Origin of the sequence: Scandinavium manionii (assembly GCF_024764775.1) — a bacterium.
Taxonomy (GTDB): Bacteria; Pseudomonadota; Gammaproteobacteria; order Enterobacterales; family Enterobacteriaceae; genus Scandinavium; species Scandinavium manionii.
The window spans coordinates 21,892-42,855 of sequence record NZ_JALIGC010000026.1 but is presented as its reverse complement, the minus strand read 5'-3'; the positions used below and the strand labels follow the sequence as shown (position 1 = coordinate 42,855).

Genomic DNA, 20,964 nt, shown 5'->3' with positions numbered 1-20,964 from the left:
AATTCCAGCGCGGTACCTAGCCAACCCGATACCGCTGCGCGGATCAGGTCTTTGGTGCTTCGTACAGGTTGATGTTGCGTCATAGTCGTTATCTCTGAAGGTGCGGACCACATACTCGCTATCGTGATTATTCTGTGAAGGTCAACAGGACCTTGCAGCAGTGCTGCCTGTCTTTCTCGAACCGTTCAATGGCATCGCTGACATGCCGATAATCCATGACGTGGGTAATCAGCTTGTCCGGATCTATCAGCCCCTTTTCCATCCAGTCGATAACCACTGAGAATTTGTTGGCGTTCAGACGCGAGGAGTACAGCGTCAGCTCTTTGCCGGTGATGCCCTGCTGTGCGACGGACGACGGCTCGTTTGAGAAGCCCATCAGCACAATGCGCGCTGCCGGAGATGCCAGATTGACCGCTTCCTGCAAAATGGACGGATGACAGGCCGCGTCGACAATCAGCGTCGGCTTGATGCCTTTTTCGTCCAACACCGCCTGCAATGACTGCGCGCTATTATTGATGGTCAGGTCCGCGCCGCTACGTTCGGCCATCACCAGACGCTCAGGAATATGATCGACAACGATCACCTGTTTGACACGATATACGCCTTTCAGCGCCTGCACCGTCACCAGTCCCATTGGACCTGCGCCGTAAATCAGGGCCACATCCTGCTCTGTCGGTTTCGCCTGGCCAGTCACGTTCGCCGCGATGGTGAATGGCTCAACCATCACCGCGTGTTTGTCTTCGATGCTGTCGGGTATACGCCAGGCGTTATGAGCAGGCACAGCCGCATATTCACTGAAGCCGCCGTCACGGTGGACGCCGAGCACCACCAGAGAGGTGCAGACATTAGGTTTGCCAACCGAGCACGGGTAGCACTGTCCGCAGCTGATCACCGGGTCGACACTGACGCGCTCGCCGAGGCGGGCCGGATTAACCCCCTCTCCCACGGCGTCAATCACGCCGAAAAATTCATGGCCAATAACCCGTGGATATTTAGCAAAAGGATTGTGGCCGCGATAAATATGGCTGTCCGAGCCGCAAATCCCGGCCAGTTTGACCTTCACCCGCACTTCGCCCGTGGCGGGCTGCGGTATGTCGCGTTCTTCAATCACTAACGCGTTCGGTTGACGAATAACGATACTTTTCATGCTTCCGCTCCTTACCAGTTCCACAGAGTGCCGTCTTCCAGGCGCGCGACCGGTAGACAGGCCGGATCGTAGGGATATTTCGCCGCGAGTTTTTCATCAAACTCGATGCCGAGGCCCGGTTTCTCACCCGGATGCATATAGCCGTTGTCGAAAGTCCAGTTATGCGGGAACACCTCGAGCATTTGCTCGGAATATCCCATGTATTCCTGAACGCCAAAATTCGGCACCCACAGATCGAAATGCAGCGCCGCCGCCATGCAAATCGGCGACAAATCGGACGGACCGTGCGAACCGGTGCGCACCTGATACAGCGAGGCAAAATCAGCGATGCGTCGCATACCGGTGATGCCACCCGCGTGGGTAATGGTGGTGCGGATGTAGTCGATGAGTTGTTCTTCAATCAGCTGTTTGCAGTCCCAGATACTGTTAAACACTTCACCTACCGCAATCGGCGTGACGGTGTGCTGGCGAATCAGACGGAAGCACGCCTGGTTTTCTGCAGGTGTCGGGTCTTCCATCCAGAACATGCGGTACTGTTCAATGCTTTTGCCAAAGCGCGCGGCTTCAATCGGCGTCAGACGGTGGTGCATGTCGTGCAACAAATGTTCGTTGAAGCCGAATTTCTCGCGTACCGCATCGAACAGTTTTGGGGTGAAATCGAGGTATTTTTCGGTGGACCACAGCTGTTCATCCGGCCACTGGCCTTTGGTGGCAGGCTCGTAAGCCTGGCCTGTGCCTTTCGCCATGCCGTAGGTGGTTTTCATTCCCGGCACGCCGCACTGAACGCGAATGGCTTTGAAGCCCATCTCTTTGTGACGCGCATAGTCGTCGAGGACATCATCAATGGTGTGTCCGGTGGTGTGGCAGTAAACCATCACCCCTTCGCGGGACGCGCCGCCGAGCAGCTGATACAGCGGCATATCGGCGGCCTTGGCTTTGATATCCCATAGCGCCATGTCGACCGCAGAAATGGCTGACATTGTGACCGGGCCGCGTCGCCAGTACGCGCCTTTATAAAAGAACTGCCAGATGTCTTCGATTCGGTGGGCATCACGGCCAATCAGCTGCGGGCAGAGATGATCTTTCAGGTACGAGACCACGGACAGCTCGCGCCCATTCAGCGTGGCATCGCCCAGCCCGGTCAGGCCCTCTTCGGTGGTGATTTTTAACGTGACAAAATTACGCCCTGGGCAGGTAACAAATACGTCTGCGGCAACAATCTTCATTTTTGATCCTTACGGCTCCTCGTTGATGGCGTCATTTAGCGCTCACAACAACTACCATACAAGTATATTGATCAAAAAGAGTTCAGCAGATCACAAAAAAAGGCGTGGATAAATCAAGAAAGCCCGGATGCGTTTTTACACAGCCGGGCAAGATTAAGGGATTATTCGATGCGGTCTTTTACGATGAAGAAGTAGCACAGCGCTCCGGTAAAGGTAACGCAGGCGGCAATCACCAGCGCAAGGTTAAAGGAGTGCGTGGTGTCGACCACCCAGCCGGTGACAATCGGGGCAAACGAGGCAAAAACGAAACTGCCGAAGTTTTGAATGGCGGCCACGGAGGCGACTTTGGTTTCCGCCACCATTACCTGCACCAACCCCCACGCAGAGGTTCCGGCAAAGTGTACGCAGAACAACGCCATCGAAATAAACGCCACCGCCTGAGTCGGCGTTGAGGATTGCACCACCAGCAGCGTACCGAGCGCCGACAGAGTAAGACCTAGCACAATGGCTGTTTTACGCGTTTTCGCCAGATCGTATCCACGACGCGCCAGCGCATCGACCACAAAGCCGTTAGTCCACATCCCGACCGCTGCGGCCAGAAACGGGATCGCTGCCACCCAGCCAGTTTTCGCGAGACTAAAGCCCTGCTGCGCCTGCAAATAACCCGGCAACCAGGCGATGTACAGCCAGCCGGTATAGTTCACGCCGGAGAAACCTAAGATCATGCCCCACGTGGTGCGGCGTTTAAACAGCGCCAACCATTCGCTGAACGCCAGTTTTGGCCGCGGTGTGACCGGCGCAGAGAGATATTCGCGTTCGGTATTGTTCAGGGCGAACTGCGCGCGATTGCGATACCACGCGTACCAGCAAATTCCGACCAGAACCCCTGCCAGGCCAATCACCACAAACATGGTGCGCCAGCCCCACGCGAGCTGCATTACCACCAGTGCAGGCGGTGCGAGGGCCTGACCAATCACCGTGGATGAGTTAAAAATCCCCAGCGCCGTGCCGCGTTCTTTCTGCACGTACCAGTCGCTTATCGATTTCACGCCCGCAGGCATAAACGGCGCTTCGCCAATCCCAAGGCCTATCCGCAGAAAGATAAAGTGGCTGAACGAGTTCACTACTCCGGTCAACGCCTGCATCGCCGACCAGAAAATCAGCCCCGCGCCCAGCACCAGTCGCGGCCCGAACCGGTCGAGTAAAATGCCCGCAGGCAGTTGCGATAAACCATAAGAAAGGGAAAACGCCGAGAGCAGAACACCAAACTCGGTGGCCGACAGGCCCAGTTCGCCGCGGATCGCTTCGCCCGCGACACTCAGTGAGGAACGATCGAGGAAGTTGACGATCCCGGCGATAAACAGCAGCGCCAGCGTTACCGTCTGAATCGTTTTTATTCTTGCGGGCTTTGCCAGGGCCGCCTGTTCCACTATTTCAGTTGCCATAAAACACTCCCGGTCAGTCTTCCGCCCGCGCCGTGATACCCGGCGCGGGCCGTTAGAGGTTAAATCCGGCAGCTACCATACAAGAAGTGTCAGCAAGAAAATTCACAACGATCACATTTTAGAAACATTCAGGAAAATACCCAGACGAGGATCACCTGACGATCGGCATTGCAACCAGGATTAAGCACGGCTCCAGCCCGCGACAATGATTAACATGCCGCCCAGCGCCACGGCGGCTCCAACCCAGTCGTATACGCTCAGGCGTACGCCATCGACGTAGCGTAACCACAGCAGCGCGGTACAGACATACACTCCGCCATAGGCGGCGTATACTCGCCCGCTCGCCGCCGGATGCAGCGTTAAAAGCCAGACAAACAGCGCCAGCGATATTCCTGCGGGTACCAAGAGCCACATCGTCGCCCCGCGTTTCAGCCACAGCCAGGGTAAGTAGCAGCCGATGATTTCACACAGCGCAGTGGCAAAAAACAGCAAACTTGTTTTTAACATGAACGATTATTCCTGATGGTTGTCAGCAAAGTTCTTAAGGATAAATTAACCTTAGTAAAGGGAGAATCTCTTTTCTCCGAATAAGCCCTATGGCCATTGAGGTGCAGTACAATGAGTATCGACAGAATGGCGAAGATGGTGTTGCGCCGTCAGGGCATTGGCGTGAAAGACAAAGTTATTCGCTTTCGCGGCGATACCATTATTTTCCGCCTGAGTCAGGACGGCTACGACATCTATGTCAACGGACTGAAAATCAATTCCGTCAAAACCCAGGATGTGAACGAGGCGGTGCGCATTTATAAAACCACGCTTAGCGACGCCTGCTGAGAAACGTTTCCTGAGCGACAACCAGGCCGGGTATTCCCTGCGCGGGAGTTGGTGTAAACTTTGCGTGTGGGATTACCGTTTTTAACACCCTTAAGGAAACAGCAATGAAAGTGACTTTTAGCAAACGCCTGTGCCTGACGGCGATGCTGACGCTGGGTGCCATCGTTTATACCGCGAGTGCATCTGCGCAAACCAGCAAACTCATCATTGAATCCGGTGACAGCGCGCAGAGCAAACAAGATGCGGCGATGGACAAGGAACAATGGAACGATACCCGGTCGCTTCGACAGAAAGTGAACACCCGCGTTGAAAAAGAGTGGGATAAAACAGATGTCGCTTTTGATACGCGTGATAAATGCGATAAAAGCGCCAATCTGAATGCGTACTGGGAACCAAACACCCTGCGTTGCCTCGACAGAACGACCGGTCGACCGCTTACTCCGTAGCACCGTTGGGCGCCTGCAGGCGCCCTTCTTCCCCGTTTGACACGCTTACCCAAATCAAGGAAATCACATGGCCGATGCTTATGCCGTTAAGCTGCGCCCTCTGGAACGCGAGGATCTGCGCTTTGTTCACCAGCTGGATAATAACGCCAGCGTTATGCGTTACTGGTTCGAAGAGCCATACGAAGCCTTCGTTGAGCTTTCTGACCTGTACGACAAACATATTCACGATCAGAGCGAGCGTCGCTTTGTTATCGAATGCGACGGAGAGAAGGCTGGCCTCGTTGAATTAGTGGAAATCAACCACGTTCACCGCCGCGCAGAATTTCAGATTATTATTTCCCCGGACTATCAGGGCAAAGGGCTGGCGTCAAAAGCAGCGATGCTGGCGATGGACTACGGCTTTATGGTGCTGAACCTGTACAAGCTGTATTTGATTGTCGATACCGAAAACGAAAAGGCAATCCACATTTATCGCAAACTCGGATTCCAGGTGGAAGGCGAACTCATCCATGAGTTCTTCATTAACGGCGAATACCGCAATACCATTCGTATGTGTCTGTTCCAGCATCAGTATCTGCCAAAACACAAAACGCACACACTGCTTAAGCCGACGGCTCAGTAGTACTCGATGGTATTTTTGATGGTGTAGCGCCGGGTCACTGGCGGCGTTGCGCTGTCATCTACAATCTGCAACTCGCAGCTCAGCGGGTTGTCGTGTCGGTCGTAATCACAGGTTTGCACCACATTGCCGATGGTTTTGTCATTCAGTATGCTGACCGCCGTGTAATCAAGTTTCTTACGGGCATCTTTCGGTGGCGTCGCCACTATTTTCAGCGTTTCATTGCCACTGGTTGAGGTTTTCCCTAACGGATAACCTTCGCTATCGTAGTGATAATCCACGCTTAATGTTTTTCCGTGTGCAGCTACCACAAAACCGTTATCGTCGGTGTCCCAGCTCATTCCGGCAGCAGGCATTCCCGCTAACTGGCATTTCCCTTGCAGCAAAATACGTTTTTGCTGGGTGGTGCCGTCGACATAATAGTTCGCGTCGAGTACCAGCGTCGCCCCGGAGTTATTCTCCAGATCGTGCAGTTCAATCAAATCAAAACAGCCTTCCTGCGAGAGTCTGGCGCTGACGCGTTTAGTTACTTCGCCCTTCTCGTTCATCAGTGTCTGGCTGAAGTCTTTAACTGGCCCCCGCAACGGATCGAAATCAAACTCATTGGAAAAACTCGCCATTTCCGGCGTAAAGGCAGCCGGTGTTGAGGCGTCATCGCAGGCGGTGAGCACGCTGATAAGCGGCACCATAAACAGCAGTTTCTTCACAGACTGTCCTTCACGGTAGAATTTTCTCAATCATATTAGCAATATACAGCGATTTACACTACAGCAGCATCGCAACAAGAAAAACAAATGAATTTCATGCACTTACAATCTTTCAGTCCAACAAATTCAAGTTAGGGAAAATACATTACGTCAACTGGCGAAACGAACATTTTGAAGGAAAAGATGACATGATTAGCTGACTGTTGTGTTTAGTCCTAACAGAAGGGTATTTTTTGAGATCCCTAACCGCATATCCTGCCTCATAAAATCCAATGCAATCAACAGCAAACCAAAGATGAGTGGTGTTTCAAACAACTCTTCAATAAGATCCTGGTAGTTTGAGTCATGTAGGAAAATCGGTGATAAAAGACGGTGGTGCTCTACCGTATCTGCCAGTAAAAACAGAGTGACGACGAGCAAGCAGGTCCACAAGGGAATACGCCACGTTTTAAGCCGAACAGCGATCGCTTTACGTAATTGCGATGAAAGCAAGAATGAAAAGACAAGACCGGCAATGAGGACCACTGAAATGCTTCGAAATATTGCTTTTGGTAAATCAGGGAAATAATCTCGCCCCCAACTGGTACTTCTACCCAATAGCACAACCCACCACAACACAGTCCACAACCAGAACTTCCGAGCCCCCTCGGTGAGTTGAAAAGGTTTCATGTAACTGAAGGTGAGCATGGCACCCAGTAAGAGTAATAGGGCCTGTGAGTGCTCGATCACTCGAACGGTATATCCATGTAATAAAGACAGACCAATCTCTGGCGTAAAAGGTATCAGGCAACTTAGAAAAGCCAATAAGATTGTTGAGTTAGTAGGTTTAATATTAATACTCATAAAAATCGCAACCTGTTGGGATATATTTTTTTGAGTGTGAGGCAAACCTTAATAAAACATTAAACCCTATGTGCCATTATCTAAATGAAAATCATTTAACTTGTTTATTATTAAATTTAACTAGCCGCCAGCGTAACGATTGGGTCCGTTTGGTGGTGTGATATTGAGGAACAGGATTGGTGAGATTTTGGTGATTTCTCCCTACTCTCAGAAATTTCAGAAACTTAACTTCAAAGACAGCTACTTACACGACGAGTGCTATGCTTTTATCTCACCATAGCGACAAGGAGATGCGTATGAAAAAGACTCACTGGCTATTTGCACTGTTACTGGCTGGCGCGATGCCTGCTTTCGCTGCTGCCCCGGAGTCCTGCGAGCGAGTTAAGGATGACATCCAGCAGAAAATAGTGACCAACGGCGTGCCGGAATCCGGGTTTACGCTGAATATTGTGCCGAACGACCAGGCAGACAGGCCGGATGCACAGGTGGTCGGGCATTGCGCCAACGACACCTTCAAAATTCTCTACACCCGCAACGGCAACGATCAGCAGTAGTCTTCGCCTTCAAACGAAAGATATTATCCCTAGATTGACCGGGGATAATATCTCTATACCTCTAAGTAAGTAACATCCCTCCATCAAAAGTCGGCCTGCGCGTCCGGTGCATAAATAAAAAATGGAGTGAGCGATGTCTGATAGTGAACAGCATGTACACCCCGGCGGGATCAGCCGCCGCAGCCTGATCAAATCCACTGCTATTGGCTCTATGGCCCTCGCCGCCAGTGGAATTTCACTTCCCTTTACCCTGAAAAATGCAGCCGCCGCCGTTCAACAGGCCACACAGCCTGATGACAAAGTAGTCTGGGGCGCCTGTTCGGTAAACTGCGGTAGTCGCTGCGCCCTGCGTCTGCACGTGCGCGACGATGAAGTATACTGGGTCGAAACCGACAATACCGGCCATGATATCTACGGTGATCATCAGGTGCGCGCCTGTCTGCGCGGGCGCTCTATTCGCCGCCGTATCAATCACCCGGAACGCCTGAATTACCCGATGAAGCGCGTCGGCAAACGTGGTGAAGGCAAGTTCGAACGTATCAGTTGGCCTGAAGCGCTCGATATGTTGACCGACAGCCTAAAACAGATAGTGAAAGAGTACGGCAACGAAGCCGTTTACATTAACTACACCTCCGGGATTGTTGGCGGCAATATCACACGCTCTTCGCCGTATGCCTCTTTGGTGGCACGTCTGATGAACTGCTACGGCGGTTTTCTCAGTCATTATGGTACATACAGTACCGCACAGATTGCCTGTGCCATGCCCTACACCTATGGATCGAATGAGGGCAACAGCACCTCCGATATCGAGAACAGTCAGCTGGTGGTGATGTTCGGTAACAACCCGGCAGAAACCCGCATGAGCGGCGGCGGCATTACCTGGTATCTGGAGCAGGCCCGCGAGCGTTCTAACGCCAGAATGATCGTCATCGATCCGCGTTATACCGACACCGCCGCCGGGCGCGAAGACGAATGGGTGCCGATTCGCCCAGGTACAGACGCCGCGCTAGTGGCGGGCATCGCCTGGGTGTTGATTGCCGAAAATCTCGTCGACCAGCCGTTCCTCGACAAATACTGCGTCGGCTATGATGAAAAAACGCTGCCGGAAGGCGCGCCCGCCAATGGGCATTACAAGGCGTATATTCTCGGTCAAGGCGACGACGCTACCGCTAAAACACCGGAATGGGCCTCACGTATTACCGGGATCCCAGCGGATAAAATCATCAAACTGGCGCGTGAAATCGGCACTGCCAAACCTGCGTATATCTGCCAGGGCTGGGGCCCACAACGCCAGGCCAATGGTGAACTGACGGCGCGCGCTATCGCCATGCTGCCGATACTGACGGGCAACGTGGGCATTAACGGTGGTAACAGTGGCGCGCGTGAATCGACCTACACCATCACAATTGAACGTATGCCGGTGCTGCAAAACCCGGTGAAAACCGCAATCTCCTGTTTCACCTGGACCGATGCCATTGAACGTGGCACCGAAATGACCGCCATCCGTGACGGGGTGCGCGGTAAAGATAAACTGGATGTGCCCATTAAGTTCATCTGGAACTACGCTGGTAACACAATAATCAACCAGCATTCGCAGATTAATCGCACCCACGACATTCTTCAGGATGATAAAAAATGCGAAATGATTGTGGTCATCGAAAACTTTATGACCGCCTCGGCAAAATACGCTGACCTGCTGCTGCCGGACCTGATGACCGTGGAGCAGGAAGATATCATTCCTAACGATTACGCGGGTAATATGGGTTATCTGATTTTCATCCAGCCTGCTACAAATGCGAAATTCGAACGCAAACCGATTTACTGGATCATGAGCGAAGTGGCAAAACGCCTCGGCGCTGACGTGCATCAGAAATTTACCGAAGGCCGTACGCAGGCGGAATGGCTGCAATTCCTGTACGCCAAAATGCTCGCCAAAGACCCGGAACTCCCTTCTTATGAAGCGCTGAAAGCGATGGGAATTTACAAACGCAAAGACCCTAACGGCCATTTCGTGGCTTATAAGGATTTCCGTAAAGACCCGGACGCCAACCCGCTGAAAACGCCGTCGGGTAAAATTGAAATTTACTCTGCACAGCTGGCCAGCATCGCCGAAAGCTGGGAGCTGGAAAAAGACGACACTATCAGCCCGCTGCCGGTGTACGCGTCAACGTTTGACGGCTGGGATGCCCCACAGCGCGATACCTTCCCGCTGCAGCTGTTTGGCTTCCATTATAAAGCCCGCACGCACTCCAGCTATGGTAACGTCGACGTGCTGAAAGCCGCCTGTCGTCAGGAAGTGTGGCTCAACCCAGCGGACGCAGCCAAACGCGGCATTCGTAGCGGTGATATGGTGCGGGTCTTTAACGATCGTGGCGAGTTGCGTATTGAGGCGAAAGTCACCCCGCGCATCATGCCGGGTGTGAGCGCAATGGGCCAGGGCGCGTGGCATGATGCCAGTATGAACGGGGACCGAATCGATCATGGGTCATGCATCAACACGCTGACCACACATCGTCCGTCGCCTCTGGCGAAAGGCAACCCGCAGCATACTAATCTGGTGCAGATCGAGAAGGTATAGTCCTTCTGCGTGACGGCGTGGGAAAACGCCGTTATATGTTTAATAAGTGAAGTCCACCGGCGGGGAGCATTCCCCGCCGCAGCAAGGAAAATGTTATGAATCAACCGCGCTTCGTTGAAGCCATCGCCATCACTGGCCGCGTGCTGGGTGGACTGTTTTATTATGACCCGCAGAGCGAAAACATCGCCCCACTGATCGCCGCCTTCCGTGACGGAAGCTGGGCGCAGCAGTGGCCGGAATCGATTCCTTTCAAACCAGAGCTGGTCGACAGTTTTCAGGCCGAGTCAGAGGAGCCACTCAGCGAAGCATTTCAACGTCTTTTCGTCGGCCCCTACGCACTACCCGCACCGCCGTGGGGTTCGGTCTGGCTGGATCGCGAAAACGTCCTGTTTGGTGACTCAACCCTCGCTCTACGCCAGTGGATGCGTGAAAACGGAATCGCCTTTGAAGCGCAGCAGAATGAGCCGGAAGATCATTTCGGTACTCTGCTGATGCTGGCCGCCTGGCTCAAAGAGAACAACCGCGACGAAGAGTGGCAGCAGCTGTTGAGCTGGCACCTGTTGCCGTGGTCAGGTCGTTTCCTTGAAGAGTTTGTTGCCCATGCCGGGCATCCTTTCTACCGCTCGCTCGGCGAGCTGGCACAGCAGACGCTGGCCTTCTGGCAGACCGAATTGCTGTCGCCGGTTGCCGATAAAAAACTTTATCGTTAATCCGCTATCACCCGCCGCCCGGCGGGTGACTTAACTTAAATTTCAGTCACCTGCAAAACCACCTCTTGTGACAACGTCACTTTTGCCGCTAAGCTTTAAGACTATTCTGGTCTTTTGCCACTCAGCCTTTATGTCATAAGGCGTAACACCTTGTTTACAAAACCTGACCCCGTCACTTAATTCGCCCCTCTTCTGGAATCCTTCCCAAGCACTTGCTATAGGTCTTAAACCCTGCCGGAACATGGCATAACAACAAGCAACGTCGTTGCGATAACGCATGCACACAGGGAGACACACTGCAATGCACAACTCTTTACTGACCCGCGCGCTGTTGTTTATAGGCGCGATTATCGCGGTCCTGGCATTACTCACGTGGGGAATCGGCCTTGAGACAATCCGCTCTCGTCAGGTTGATTTAGTCTATCTCGGACAACAGCACCTGACCCTGGTGTTCTCCTCAATGTTCTTCGCGCTCCTGGTCGGTATTCCCAGCGGAATTCTTCTGAGCCGTCCTGCCGCACGCGGTATCGCCGAATACGTGATGCAGATTTTCAACATCGGTAACACCTTGCCGCCACTCGCGGTGCTGGCGTTAGCGATGGTGGTTGTCGGCATCGGCGATAAGCCCGCGATTGTGGCGCTGTTTCTGGCGTCACTGCTGCCGATTGTGCGTAACACCTACGCAGGCTTGTGTTCAGTGCCGGGCTCTCTGCTGGAAGCAGCGAACGGTATCGGCATGACCAAAATGCAGCGTTTGTGGCAGGTGGAAATTCCTAACGCCTGGCCGGTGATGCTCTCAGGTATTCGCATTGCCACCGCGATTAACGTCGGTACCGCGCCGCTGGCATTCCTGATTGGCGCCAGCAGCTACGGCGAGCTTATCTTCCCGGGCATTTACCTGAACGACTTCCCGACGCTTATCCTCGGCGCGGTCGCGACGGCCCTTTTCGCCCTGATCCTCGACACGCTGTTGGCGGGTCTGGGACGCTTACTCAGCCCGCATACCGCCGAATAACAATAATCAGGAGCATTACATGAGACGATTGAAACGTCTGTTTGTCGCCGCCGCTGCGCTGGCGATGGTTGCCGGGCAGGCCCACGCGGCCCCGATCATTCTGGCGACCAAAAGCTTTACCGAACAGCATATTTTGTCCGCCATGACCGTGCAGTATCTGCGTAAGAAAGGTTTCCAGGTTCAGCCGCAAACCAACATTGCGACCGTAATTTCCCGCAACGCCATGATCAACAAGCAAATTGACATGACCTGGGAATACACCGGCACCTCACTCATCATCTTCAACCACATCAATAAGCGCATGTCTCCCCAGGAGTCTTACAACACTGTAAAACGCCTCGATGAAAAGCTCGGCCTGATTTGGCTTAAACCGGCAGACATGAACAACACCTACGCCTTTGCGATGCAGCGTAAACGCGCCGAAGCGGAAAACATCAACACCATGTCGGAAATGGTGGCGAAGATTGAACACATTCGTCAGACCGACCCAAAACACAACTGGCTGCTGGGTCTGGATCTGGAGTTCGCCGGGCGCAGCGATGGGATGAAACCGTTGCAGCAAGCCTACAACATGCCGCTCGACCGTCCGCAAATCCGTCAGATGGACCCAGGCCTGGTGTATAACGCCGTGCGCGACGGGTTCGTCGATGCCGGTCTGATTTACACCACTGATGGCCGCGTGAAAGGCTTCGATCTCAAAGTGCTGAAGGATGACAAAGGTTTCTTCCCAAGCTACGCCGTGACGCCGGTGGTGCGTAAGGACACGCTGGAAGCCAACCCGGGGCTTGAAGAAGCGATGAACACGCTTTCCGGTCTGCTGAATAATGAGGTGATCACCGAGCTGAACAAGCGCGTAGATATCGATCACCAGTCGCCACAACAGGTTGCGCGGGACTTCCTGCACAGCAAAGGCCTGGAATAAGGAGGCGTCATGGATACGATTCACTACATGATTGATAACTGGAGTTATCTGGCGACGCTGACCTGGCAGCATCTGTGGCTGGTTCTGCTCGCCGTTGGGCTGGCAATCATCATCGGCGTGCCGCTAGGTATTCTGATTGTGCGCCACAAATGGCTGGCAACGCCGATTCTGGGCCTGACCACCATTTTGCTCACCATCCCGTCGATTGCGCTGTTTGGTCTGATGATCCCGCTGTTTTCGCTGATCGGTCAGGGTATTGGTGCCCTGCCCGCCATCACCGCGGTATTCCTTTACTCACTGCTGCCGATTGTACGTAACACCCATACCGCGCTTGATAATCTGCCGCCGGGGCTGCGTGAAGCTGGCCGAGGGATTGGCATGACCTTCTGGCAACGTCTGCGCTGGGTGGAAATCCCGATGGCGCTGCCAGTGATTTTCGGCGGCATCCGTACTGCGGTGGTGATGAACATCGGCGTCATGGCGATAGCCGCGGTCATCGGCGCGGGCGGTCTCGGCCTGCTGCTGCTGAACGGCATTGGCGGGAGCGATATTCGTATGTTAATTGCCGGGGCGTTAATGATTTGCCTGCTGGCTATTGTGCTCGACTGGTTGCTGCACCGACTGCAGATTGTCCTGACACCAAAGGGGATTCGATAATGATAAAGTTAGAAAATCTGACCAAACAATTTACGCAAAAGAACGGCCAGAGCTTTAACGCCGTCGATAACGTCAACCTCAACGTGCCGGAAGGTGAAATGTGCGTCCTGCTGGGGCCGTCCGGCTGCGGGAAAACCACGACGCTTAAAATGATTAACCGCCTGATCCCGGCGAGCAGCGGGAAAATCCTGATTAACGGCCAGGACACCAGCGACATGGACACCGTCAACCTGCGTCGTAATATCGGCTACGTTATCCAGCAGATTGGTCTGTTCCCGAACATGACCATTGAGGAAAACATCACCGTCGTGCCGCGGATGCTGGGTTGGGATAAAGCCCGCTACAAAGCGCGCGCCGAAGAGCTGATGGATATGGTGGCGATGGACCCCAAAAAATTCCTGAGCCGCTATCCGAAAGAGATGTCCGGCGGACAGCAGCAGCGTATCGGGGTTATCCGTGCGCTGGCAGCGGATCCACCAGTGCTACTGATGGATGAACCGTTCGGCGCCGTCGACCCGATTAACCGTGAAGTGATCCAGAACCAGTTCCTCGAGATGCAGCGCCAGCTGAAAAAAACGGTGATGCTGGTCAGCCACGACATTGATGAAGCACTGAAACTCGGCGACCGTATTGCAGTGTTCCGTCAGGGCCGCATCGTACAGTGCGCCAGCCCCGACGAACTGCTGGCGAAACCGGCGAATGAGTTTGTCGGTTCGTTTGTCGGTCAGGACCGCACGTTGAAACGCCTGCTGTTAGTATCAGCCGGTGACGTTACCGACCAGCAGCCAACCATCACCGTGAAACGCGATACCGCCCTGCCGGAAGCCTTCTCGACCATGGACGACAACGACATTCGTGCGATTACGGTGGTGGATAACGACGGCAAACCGCTGGGCTTTGTGAAGCGTCGGGAAGCGCGTAACGCCTCCGGCAGCTGCGCGGATCTGCTGCACCCGTTCCGCGTCACCGGTAAAGCCGAGGACAACCTGCGCGTGGTGCTTTCTAAGCTATATGAAAGCAACACCAGCTGGATGCCTATCGTCGATGAAGACGGCCGCTACAACGGTGAAATCTCCCAGGATTACATTGCCGACTATCTCAGCTCTGGCCGTACGCGCCGTGCGCTGAATATCCATTCCGCAGATTAACCGATTTCCCCCTCACCCGAGGGGGATTTCTGCGTTTGTTTTTTGCCAAGCTCCCGATTTCCTCGCACAATACGGTATCACTCTGATCAACCGTGAAAAAAGATGCATCGTCTTCATGCTTATCCTGACATTCAGGCTATGTTTCGCCGCCTGCTCATTGCGACGATAGTCGGCATTCTTGCCGCCCTTGCCGTGGCGCTGTTTCGTCACGCCATGTATCTGCTCGAGTGGCTGTTTTTGAGCGACGACAGCAAAAGCCTGGTGTACGCCGCTGGCAGCTTGCCCTGGTGGCGACGGCTGTTGACGCCTGCGCTCGGTGGACTCGCTGCCGGGCTACTGCTGTGGGGCTGGCAGCGTTACACTCGCCAGCGACCGCATGCCCCAACGGATTACATGGAAGCACTGGAAACCGGCGACGGACAGTTCGATTACGGCGCGAGTCTGGTGAAATCTCTTGCGTCGTTGCTGGTTGTGGTTAGCGGCAGCGCCATTGGCCGCGAAGGTGCGATGATCCTGCTCGCTGCTCTCGCCGCCTCTTTCTTTGCTAAACGTTTTACGCCCAAAGACGAATGGAAACTGTGGATTGCCTGCGGAGCCGCCGCCGGGATGGCCAGCGCTTATCACGCGCCATTGGCGGGCAGCCTGTTTATCGCAGAAATCTTGTTCGGCACGTTAATGCTGGCCTCGCTCGGGCCGGTAGTGGTCGCGGCGGTGATTGCCCTGCTGATAACCAATCTGCTGAGCGGTGGCCCGGCGTTGCTGTATGTGGTTCACGTCGACGCCCCACACAGTGCGGGCACTTACGGCATGATGCTGGCGACCGGGCTGCTCGCCGGGCTGTGCGGGCCAGTGTTTATCTGGCTGATGGGTTTCACCCATTCGCTGTTTTTACGGCTCAAACTGTCTCCGCCATGGCAGTTGGCGCTGGGCGGATTTATCGTCGGGTTGCTGTCGTTATTAACGCCTGCGGTCTGGGGCAATGGCTACAGTGTGGTGCAAAGCTATCTGCTGGCGCCGCCGCTATTTGGCGCAGTGGCGGGCGTGTTTTTGTGTAAATTGCTGGCAGTGCTGTCGAGCAGCGGCTCCGGTGCGCCGGGCGGCGTATTCACGCCAACGCTGTTTGTCGGTATGGCGATTGGCATGTTGTATGCCCGATTCTGGGGGCTATGGCTGCCGGACGGCAATGAAATGGCGGTGCTGATGGGGTTGACGGGAATGGCCACACTGTTGGCGGCTACAACGCATGCACCCATTATGTCGACATTGATGATCTGTGAAATGACCGGGCAGTATGCACTGCTGCCCGGCTTACTGATTTCCTGCGTGGTGGCGTCGGTGCTGTCGCGGACGTTACGCCAGGACTCTATCTACCGCCAGCATGTCGCCGAACAGGGTTAAATCGACGTAGTGGCTCAGTTCACGCTGTTCAGCGCGTGGCAGATACGGAAGCTCAGCCACCAATGGCGCTGGCAGTTTTTTGCTCAGCACGTCGATGATTTCGGCGTAGTGTGCCAGCCCCGGGTTGATGCGGTTAGCGACCCAACCGATTAACGGCAGACCATCGTTCGCAATTGCCTGGGCGGTCAGCAATGCATGATTGATGCAGCCTTCCTGGATACCTACCACCATAACAACCGGTAATTGTTCCTGTACGACCCATTCAGAGAGCGGGCGCAAATCGTTCATCAGACTACGCCAGCCACCTGTGCCTTCGACCACCACGTGATCGACACGCTGACTCAGGTCATCCAGACCTTTGGACAATAAGGTGTAGTTGATCGGGCGACTGTGCGCCACGCTGCTTTCCTCTTCGCTCAGGGCGATAGGATTAATAGCGCTATAGGGAAGTTCCGGGGTGGAAACACTTTGTAGTACCAGCGCATCTTTGTTGCGCAGTCCTTCAGGCGTTTCCTTGCTGCCTTTGGCGACAGGTTTGTACCCTGCCACGCTTTTGCCATTGGCGGTCAACGCCTGCAGCAACGCGCGTGATACCACCGTCTTTCCAACAGAGGTATCCGTACCAGTAATAAAGAAACGCTTAAGCATGTTTCACTCCACAGCTTTGACGGTGAAAATATAAATCAGGGTGATAATTCAAGAACGGAGGGAGTGTAAGGGATTGGGCGAAAAGCCAGCTTGCGTTAGCGCAATTTTTAGCTTAACAATTAAAATTTGTTAACCTTGTAACAGTCTGATCAGCAGAGACCCGTTATAAAGCGCGTCTTTAACCAGCGCGGCGCCGGTCATGGTTCCACGGTTGCGGAACTGCGTGCTCTCGACGCTGATATGTCGACTGTAAGCGGGCAGAGACTGCTGATGGATGCAGGCGCTGATGGCGGGGAACAGAATGCTGGAAGCCTGGTTGAACGGCGAACCGATAAGAATTTTTTGCGGGTTAAATAAATTCACCATGATGGCGAGAATGCGTCCGACGTGGGTCCCTACGCCGCTAATGATATCCTTAGCTAATAAATCACCCTGCACTGCTGCCTGACACAGCCATTCAACAGTCAGCGGCTGCTGATGCAGCATTGAACTAATCGACTGTTTCATCCGAATTTGCGCCAGTTCCAACACGCTTTCCACACTGGCGATGGTTTCCAGACAACCGTGATTTCCGCAATAACAAAGCTTGCCGTACGGGTCGACCTGGGTATGGCCTATTTCCACCAGACTGCTGCTGCCCGCGTGCAGTAAGCGTCCGTCGGTGATAACCCCCGCCCCGACGTTATGATCGATAACCACCTGAATAACGTCGCGCGCGCCGCGAGACGCACCGAACAGCGCCTCCGCCATGGTCCACGCGCTGATATCGTGTTGCAAATAGACCGGCACGCCGGTGCGAGACTCAAGCGCTTCACCGAGTGCCACGTCTTTTACGTCATCGTAAAACGGCATCCGGTGAATGATGCCATTTTCGGTATCAATAATACCGGGAAGGGTTATCGCGATAGAGGTTAAGCGCTCGAGCTTTTGCTGATGCCGAATGAAAAAGTGATCGATATGTTCGATAACCCGGTCGAGAAACGGTTTGTCATCCACCAGCGGTAGCGTTTGTTCTTCTTCTACCACCAGCTTGCTGCTCAAATCACGCAGGGCGAGGTTAATTTCTCCCCGGCTGATACGCAGTGACAGATAGTGCCAGGCTTCGGTTTCCACCATCAGGCCTACCGCCGGACGCCCACGGCTCCCCGGGTCCTGAATTTCAGTTTCCTGCACCAGATGCGCTTCGAGCATTTCGCGAACAATCTTAGTGATACTGGCAGGCGCAAGTTGCGCAAGTCGAGAAAGGTCGATACGCGACACCGGGCCGAGCTGATCAATCAGGCGGTATACCGCCCCTGCGTTGGTCTGCTTAATCTGATCAATATGCCCAGGCTGACTTTCTGCTACCACCGAAGACTCCCTTATTTTCGCGCTTCGAAATAAACTTTTGCTATGTTGAAGCACTTCGACCTGAATCGTCAAATTTTTACTTAGGCTTGTGATTTACCGCACATTTTTTCGTGTATTTTCGGCAAAAAAGTCGACCATTGCGGCTGCCAGCAGCTGCTCGCGGAAGCGAAGCGCCGCCTGGGTTTGGTCATGATGCCTGGACCACACCAGCCACATTTCCGACACCGCGTCCGCATCACTTATCGGCAACCAGCGCATCTCATTAAGCTGAACCTTCTTAAAAGAGGCCGGAAGAATCGACGCACCCAGCCCGGCGGAGACCAGCCCAATAATGGTCATCGCCTCGCCCACTTCCTGAGTAATGGCGGGGGTACCGAAACGCCTGAGCAGGCCGAGAATATCGTCATACAGGCCAGTGCCGACGTGCGGATCGAAAAACACCAGCGGCTCCAGCACCAGTTCTGCCAGTGATACGGATTCGCGGCTTGCCAGCGGATGATCCCGGTGAAACATCGCCATTAGCGGTTCTCGCAAAATAACCTGCCACTCGAGGGTATCCGGCAGCTGCGTTTTACGCATCAGGCCCAAATCCAGCGCCCCTTCGCTCAGCGGCGCAATTTGCTCGCGGGTATTACTTTCCCGCGTCTGGATATGAACGTCGGGATACTGACGCCGAAAACGCGACAGCGTATCCGACACGGCCTTAATAAACGGCGCCGATGAGGTAAATCCAATGCGCAGCTCTCCGGTTTCCCCCTGATGCAGGCGGGCGGCCCGGGCTGCGGCGTCTTCAACCTGAATCAGGATTTGCCGACTGTCAGCCAGAAACAGCTTCCCGGCGGGCGTCAGGCTCACGCTGCGGTTGGTGCGGGCAAACAACCGGGCACCAATCTGCTGTTCAAGGATCTGAATTTGCTGGCTTAACGGTGGCTGGGAGATGTTCAGCCGAGCGGCAGCGCGGCCAAAATGCAGTTCTTCGGCTACCGCTACAAAGTAGCGCAGGTGTCGCAGCTCTATATTCATATGTTAAAAGTATCATTTGAGATTATTAATATATTAGACAGAATATTTACATTTTCCTACTCTGTGCCAATGAGACAAATTCAGTGCACAAAATCATTCGTGCTGCATCGCGGCTGAAAGTCCGAAGATCCCTGGGAACAAGCGAACTATGTGACCGAGGGTCTGAGGGTGAAGCCCACAAAGAAGCAGCGCGAAGGATGAAGTGCTTTCACGCAAGGATCTTGCTTTGAGCCGTACCTCCACCGTTGACACCGCCCCGGCCCGTGATGTCAATGATATCCGTCTTCCTGCGCCGGGCCAGTTTATCCAACGTGGAACCCCACAATTCATTCGCGTCACGCTGGCGCTTTTCTCCGCTGGACTCGCCACGTTCGCCCTGCTCTATTGCGTTCAGCCTATTCTCCCGGTGTTGTCGCATGAGTTTGGCGTATCGCCTGCCAGCGCCAGTATTTCCCTGTCGGTGTCGACCGGTTTACTGGCCGTCGGCCTGCTGTTTACCGGGCCGCTGTCGGATGCCATCGGTCGTAAACAGGTTATGGTCACCGCTCTGCTGCTGGCCTCCTGCTGTACGCTATTGTCAACGATGATGACCAGCTGGCACGGGATCCTTATCATGCGTGCGCTGATTGGCCTGTCGTTAAGCGGCGTGGCGGCTGTCGGCATGACCTATTTGAGCGAAGAAATTCATCCGAGTTTTGTCGCCTTTTCGATGGGGCTGTACATCAGCGGAAACTCGATTGGCGGCATGAGCGGACGTTTGCTGACTGGGGTGATAACCGATTTCTTCGGCTGGCGAGTAGCAGTGGCGATGATCGGCTGTTTCGCTCTCGCGGCGGCGCTGATGTTCTGGCGCATTCTGCCTGATTCACGTCACTTTAAACCCGCATCGCTGCGCCCAAAATCACTGTTCATCAACTTTCGTATTCACTGGCGTGATAAGGGCCTGCCGCTACTGTTCGCGGAAGGCTTTCTGCTGATGGGGGCGTTTGTGACACTGTTCAACTACATCGGCTATCGCCTGATGATGTCGCCGTGGTCATTGAGCCAGGCGGTTGTTGGCTTGCTGTCCGTGGCTTACCTCACCGGTACCTGGAGTTCCCCAAAAGCGGGCGCCATGACGCAACGCTTCGGGCGCGGCCCGGTGATGATTGCCTTTACCGGCGTGATGCTGTGCGGCCTGCTGCTGACGCTGTTCTCATCACTGTGGATTATCTTCTTCGGTATGCTGCTGTTCTCCGCGGGCTTCTTCGCCGCGCACTCCGTCGCCAGCAGCTGGATTGGGCCTCGTGCCCGCCGCGCACGCGGCCAGGCTTCGTCGCTGTATCTGTTTAGCTACTATCTGGGTTCCAGCATCGCAGGGACACTCGGCGGGGTGTTCTGGCATAACTGGGGATGGAACGGCGTGGGAGGATTTATCGCAGCAATGCTGGTTCTGGCGCTGATAACCGGCAGTTGCCTGCACAAACGCCTGCACTAATTTGAACGCCCACCGCGGGTGGGTAGCTTCACCACTGACCTAAAAAGGTGGTTAAGCCTACCCTGTCTCGCACTGCGTCAACTGACAGCAGTGCGATGAAAATCCAGATGAATGGATTCATGATTTGCCGCACACTGATGACCTGTGATACTGATTTGCCTGGCGTATAATTTACATTCCGCCTCATACTTTCGTCGTATTTTTGACCTCACGCGCA

At 54.2% G+C, this 20,964-nt stretch carries 22 protein-coding genes; 12 read left to right on the top strand and 10 right to left on the bottom strand.

The features are described 5' to 3' along the window. Positions 1-127 precede the first annotated feature (127 nt). From MUU51_RS00645 to MUU51_RS00630, 4 genes are all read right to left on the bottom strand, one after another. Positions 128-1,147 carry a Zn-dependent oxidoreductase gene (locus MUU51_RS00645; RefSeq protein ID WP_258966881.1) on the bottom strand — a complete coding sequence of 340 codons (1,020 nt, stop codon included), beginning with the start codon at positions 1,145-1,147 and terminating at the stop codon, positions 128-130. Between the two features lie 11 nt (positions 1,148-1,158). Continuing rightward, positions 1,159-2,373: a D-mannonate dehydratase ManD gene (gene manD, locus MUU51_RS00640; RefSeq protein WP_159768207.1), complete on the bottom strand. Its 1,215-nt coding sequence runs from the start codon at positions 2,371-2,373 to the stop codon at positions 1,159-1,161. Between the two features lie 161 nt (positions 2,374-2,534). Next, on the bottom strand, positions 2,535-3,818 hold the full coding sequence (locus MUU51_RS00635; RefSeq protein WP_258966880.1) for an MFS transporter: 1,284 nt from the start codon (positions 3,816-3,818) through the stop codon (positions 2,535-2,537). Between the two features lie 180 nt (positions 3,819-3,998). Continuing rightward, positions 3,999-4,325, bottom strand: a complete 327-nt coding sequence (locus tag MUU51_RS00630; protein WP_159768201.1) for a YnfA family protein — start codon at positions 4,323-4,325, stop codon at positions 3,999-4,001. A 111-nt stretch (positions 4,326-4,436) separates the two neighbouring features. Here MUU51_RS00630 and MUU51_RS00625 point away from each other — a divergent pair, with 111 nt between their 5' ends. The 3 genes from MUU51_RS00625 (at position 4,437) to speG (ending at position 5,720) form a co-directional block, all read left to right on the top strand. Further along, the gene (locus MUU51_RS00625) at positions 4,437-4,652 is read left to right on the top strand and encodes a hypothetical protein (RefSeq protein WP_159768198.1); all 216 of its coding nucleotides are present in this window, start codon (positions 4,437-4,439) and stop codon (positions 4,650-4,652) included. Between the two features lie 104 nt (positions 4,653-4,756). Continuing rightward, positions 4,757-5,098 (top strand): DUF1283 family protein, encoded by a 342-nt coding sequence (locus MUU51_RS00620; RefSeq protein WP_159768195.1) that lies wholly within the window; start codon positions 4,757-4,759, stop codon positions 5,096-5,098. 67 nt (positions 5,099-5,165) lie between these two features. After that, positions 5,166-5,720: a spermidine N1-acetyltransferase gene (gene speG, locus MUU51_RS00615; protein WP_159768192.1), complete on the top strand. Its 555-nt coding sequence runs from the start codon at positions 5,166-5,168 to the stop codon at positions 5,718-5,720. On the opposite strand, the gene MUU51_RS00610 is transcribed toward speG, so the two are convergent. Together MUU51_RS00610 and MUU51_RS00605 are read right to left on the bottom strand one after the other, a co-directional pair. Continuing rightward, positions 5,714-6,406, bottom strand: coding sequence for a YnfC family lipoprotein (locus MUU51_RS00610; RefSeq protein ID WP_374684778.1), 693 nt, complete (start codon positions 6,404-6,406; stop codon positions 5,714-5,716). The two genes, speG and MUU51_RS00610, sit on opposite strands and share 7 nt — an antisense overlap. 210 nt (positions 6,407-6,616) lie before the next feature. After that, complete coding sequence (locus tag MUU51_RS00605) at positions 6,617-7,267, bottom strand: hypothetical protein (protein WP_258966879.1); 651 nt, start codon at positions 7,265-7,267, stop codon at positions 6,617-6,619. Between the two features lie 296 nt (positions 7,268-7,563). Between MUU51_RS00605 and MUU51_RS00600 the strand changes: the two genes are divergently transcribed. From MUU51_RS00600 to clcB, 8 genes are all read left to right on the top strand, one after another. Beyond that, on the top strand, positions 7,564-7,821 hold the full coding sequence (locus MUU51_RS00600; protein WP_159756430.1) for a DUF1161 domain-containing protein: 258 nt from the start codon (positions 7,564-7,566) through the stop codon (positions 7,819-7,821). Positions 7,822-7,954: 133 nt separating this feature from the next. Then, entirely contained in the window at positions 7,955-10,399 is a 2,445-nt protein-coding gene (gene ynfE, locus MUU51_RS00595) for a selenate/tellurate reductase subunit YnfE (RefSeq protein WP_258966878.1), read from the top strand. A 95-nt stretch (positions 10,400-10,494) separates the two neighbouring features. Beyond that, entirely contained in the window at positions 10,495-11,109 is a 615-nt protein-coding gene (gene dmsD / locus MUU51_RS00590) for a Tat proofreading chaperone DmsD (RefSeq protein ID WP_258966877.1), read from the top strand. A 301-nt stretch (positions 11,110-11,410) separates the two neighbouring features. Further along, complete coding sequence (osmY, locus tag MUU51_RS00585) at positions 11,411-12,124, top strand: osmoprotectant ABC transporter permease OsmY (RefSeq protein WP_159768177.1); 714 nt, start codon at positions 11,411-11,413, stop codon at positions 12,122-12,124. A gap of 19 nt (positions 12,125-12,143) precedes the next feature. After that, positions 12,144-13,046 (top strand): osmoprotectant ABC transporter substrate-binding protein OsmX, encoded by a 903-nt coding sequence (osmX, locus tag MUU51_RS00580; RefSeq protein ID WP_159768174.1) that lies wholly within the window; start codon positions 12,144-12,146, stop codon positions 13,044-13,046. Between the two features lie 9 nt (positions 13,047-13,055). Beyond that, positions 13,056-13,703 (top strand): osmoprotectant ABC transporter permease OsmW, encoded by a 648-nt coding sequence (gene osmW, locus MUU51_RS00575; protein ID WP_159756415.1) that lies wholly within the window; start codon positions 13,056-13,058, stop codon positions 13,701-13,703. After that, positions 13,703-14,851 carry an osmoprotectant ABC transporter ATP-binding protein OsmV gene (gene osmV, locus MUU51_RS00570; RefSeq protein WP_159768171.1) on the top strand — a complete coding sequence of 383 codons (1,149 nt, stop codon included), beginning with the start codon at positions 13,703-13,705 and terminating at the stop codon, positions 14,849-14,851. The genes osmW and osmV overlap by 1 nt, the downstream gene beginning before the upstream one ends. 102 nt (positions 14,852-14,953) lie before the next feature. Beyond that, a complete protein-coding gene (gene clcB / locus MUU51_RS00565) occupies positions 14,954-16,249 on the top strand; it encodes a voltage-gated ClC-type chloride channel ClcB (protein ID WP_258966876.1) in 1,296 nt (431 codons plus the stop codon). Here the strand turns inward: clcB and bioD are convergent. From bioD to ynfL, 3 genes are all read right to left on the bottom strand, one after another. Continuing rightward, complete coding sequence (bioD, locus tag MUU51_RS00560; RefSeq protein ID WP_159768165.1) at positions 16,202-16,897, bottom strand: dethiobiotin synthase; 696 nt, start codon at positions 16,895-16,897, stop codon at positions 16,202-16,204. The genes clcB and bioD overlap by 48 nt on opposite strands. A 129-nt stretch (positions 16,898-17,026) precedes the next feature. Then, positions 17,027-18,247: a sugar metabolism global transcriptional regulator Mlc gene (mlc, locus tag MUU51_RS00555; protein ID WP_133461668.1), complete on the bottom strand. Its 1,221-nt coding sequence runs from the start codon at positions 18,245-18,247 to the stop codon at positions 17,027-17,029. 93 nt (positions 18,248-18,340) lie between these two features. After that, positions 18,341-19,270, bottom strand: a complete 930-nt coding sequence (gene ynfL / locus MUU51_RS00550; RefSeq protein WP_159768162.1) for a multidrug efflux transcriptional activator YnfL/SxtR(Kp) — start codon at positions 19,268-19,270, stop codon at positions 18,341-18,343. Between the two features lie 226 nt (positions 19,271-19,496). Here ynfL and ynfM point away from each other — a divergent pair, with 226 nt between their 5' ends. Beyond that, the gene (gene ynfM, locus MUU51_RS00545; protein ID WP_159768159.1) at positions 19,497-20,747 is read left to right on the top strand and encodes a multidrug efflux MFS transporter YnfM/SxtP(Kp); all 1,251 of its coding nucleotides are present in this window, start codon (positions 19,497-19,499) and stop codon (positions 20,745-20,747) included. A 28-nt stretch (positions 20,748-20,775) separates the two neighbouring features. Here ynfM and MUU51_RS22150 read toward each other — a convergent pair whose 3' ends face one another. Next, positions 20,776-20,868, bottom strand: coding sequence for a KPN_01571 family protein (locus MUU51_RS22150; protein WP_374684777.1), 93 nt, complete (start codon positions 20,866-20,868; stop codon positions 20,776-20,778). Between the last annotated feature and the right edge of the window lie 96 nt (positions 20,869-20,964).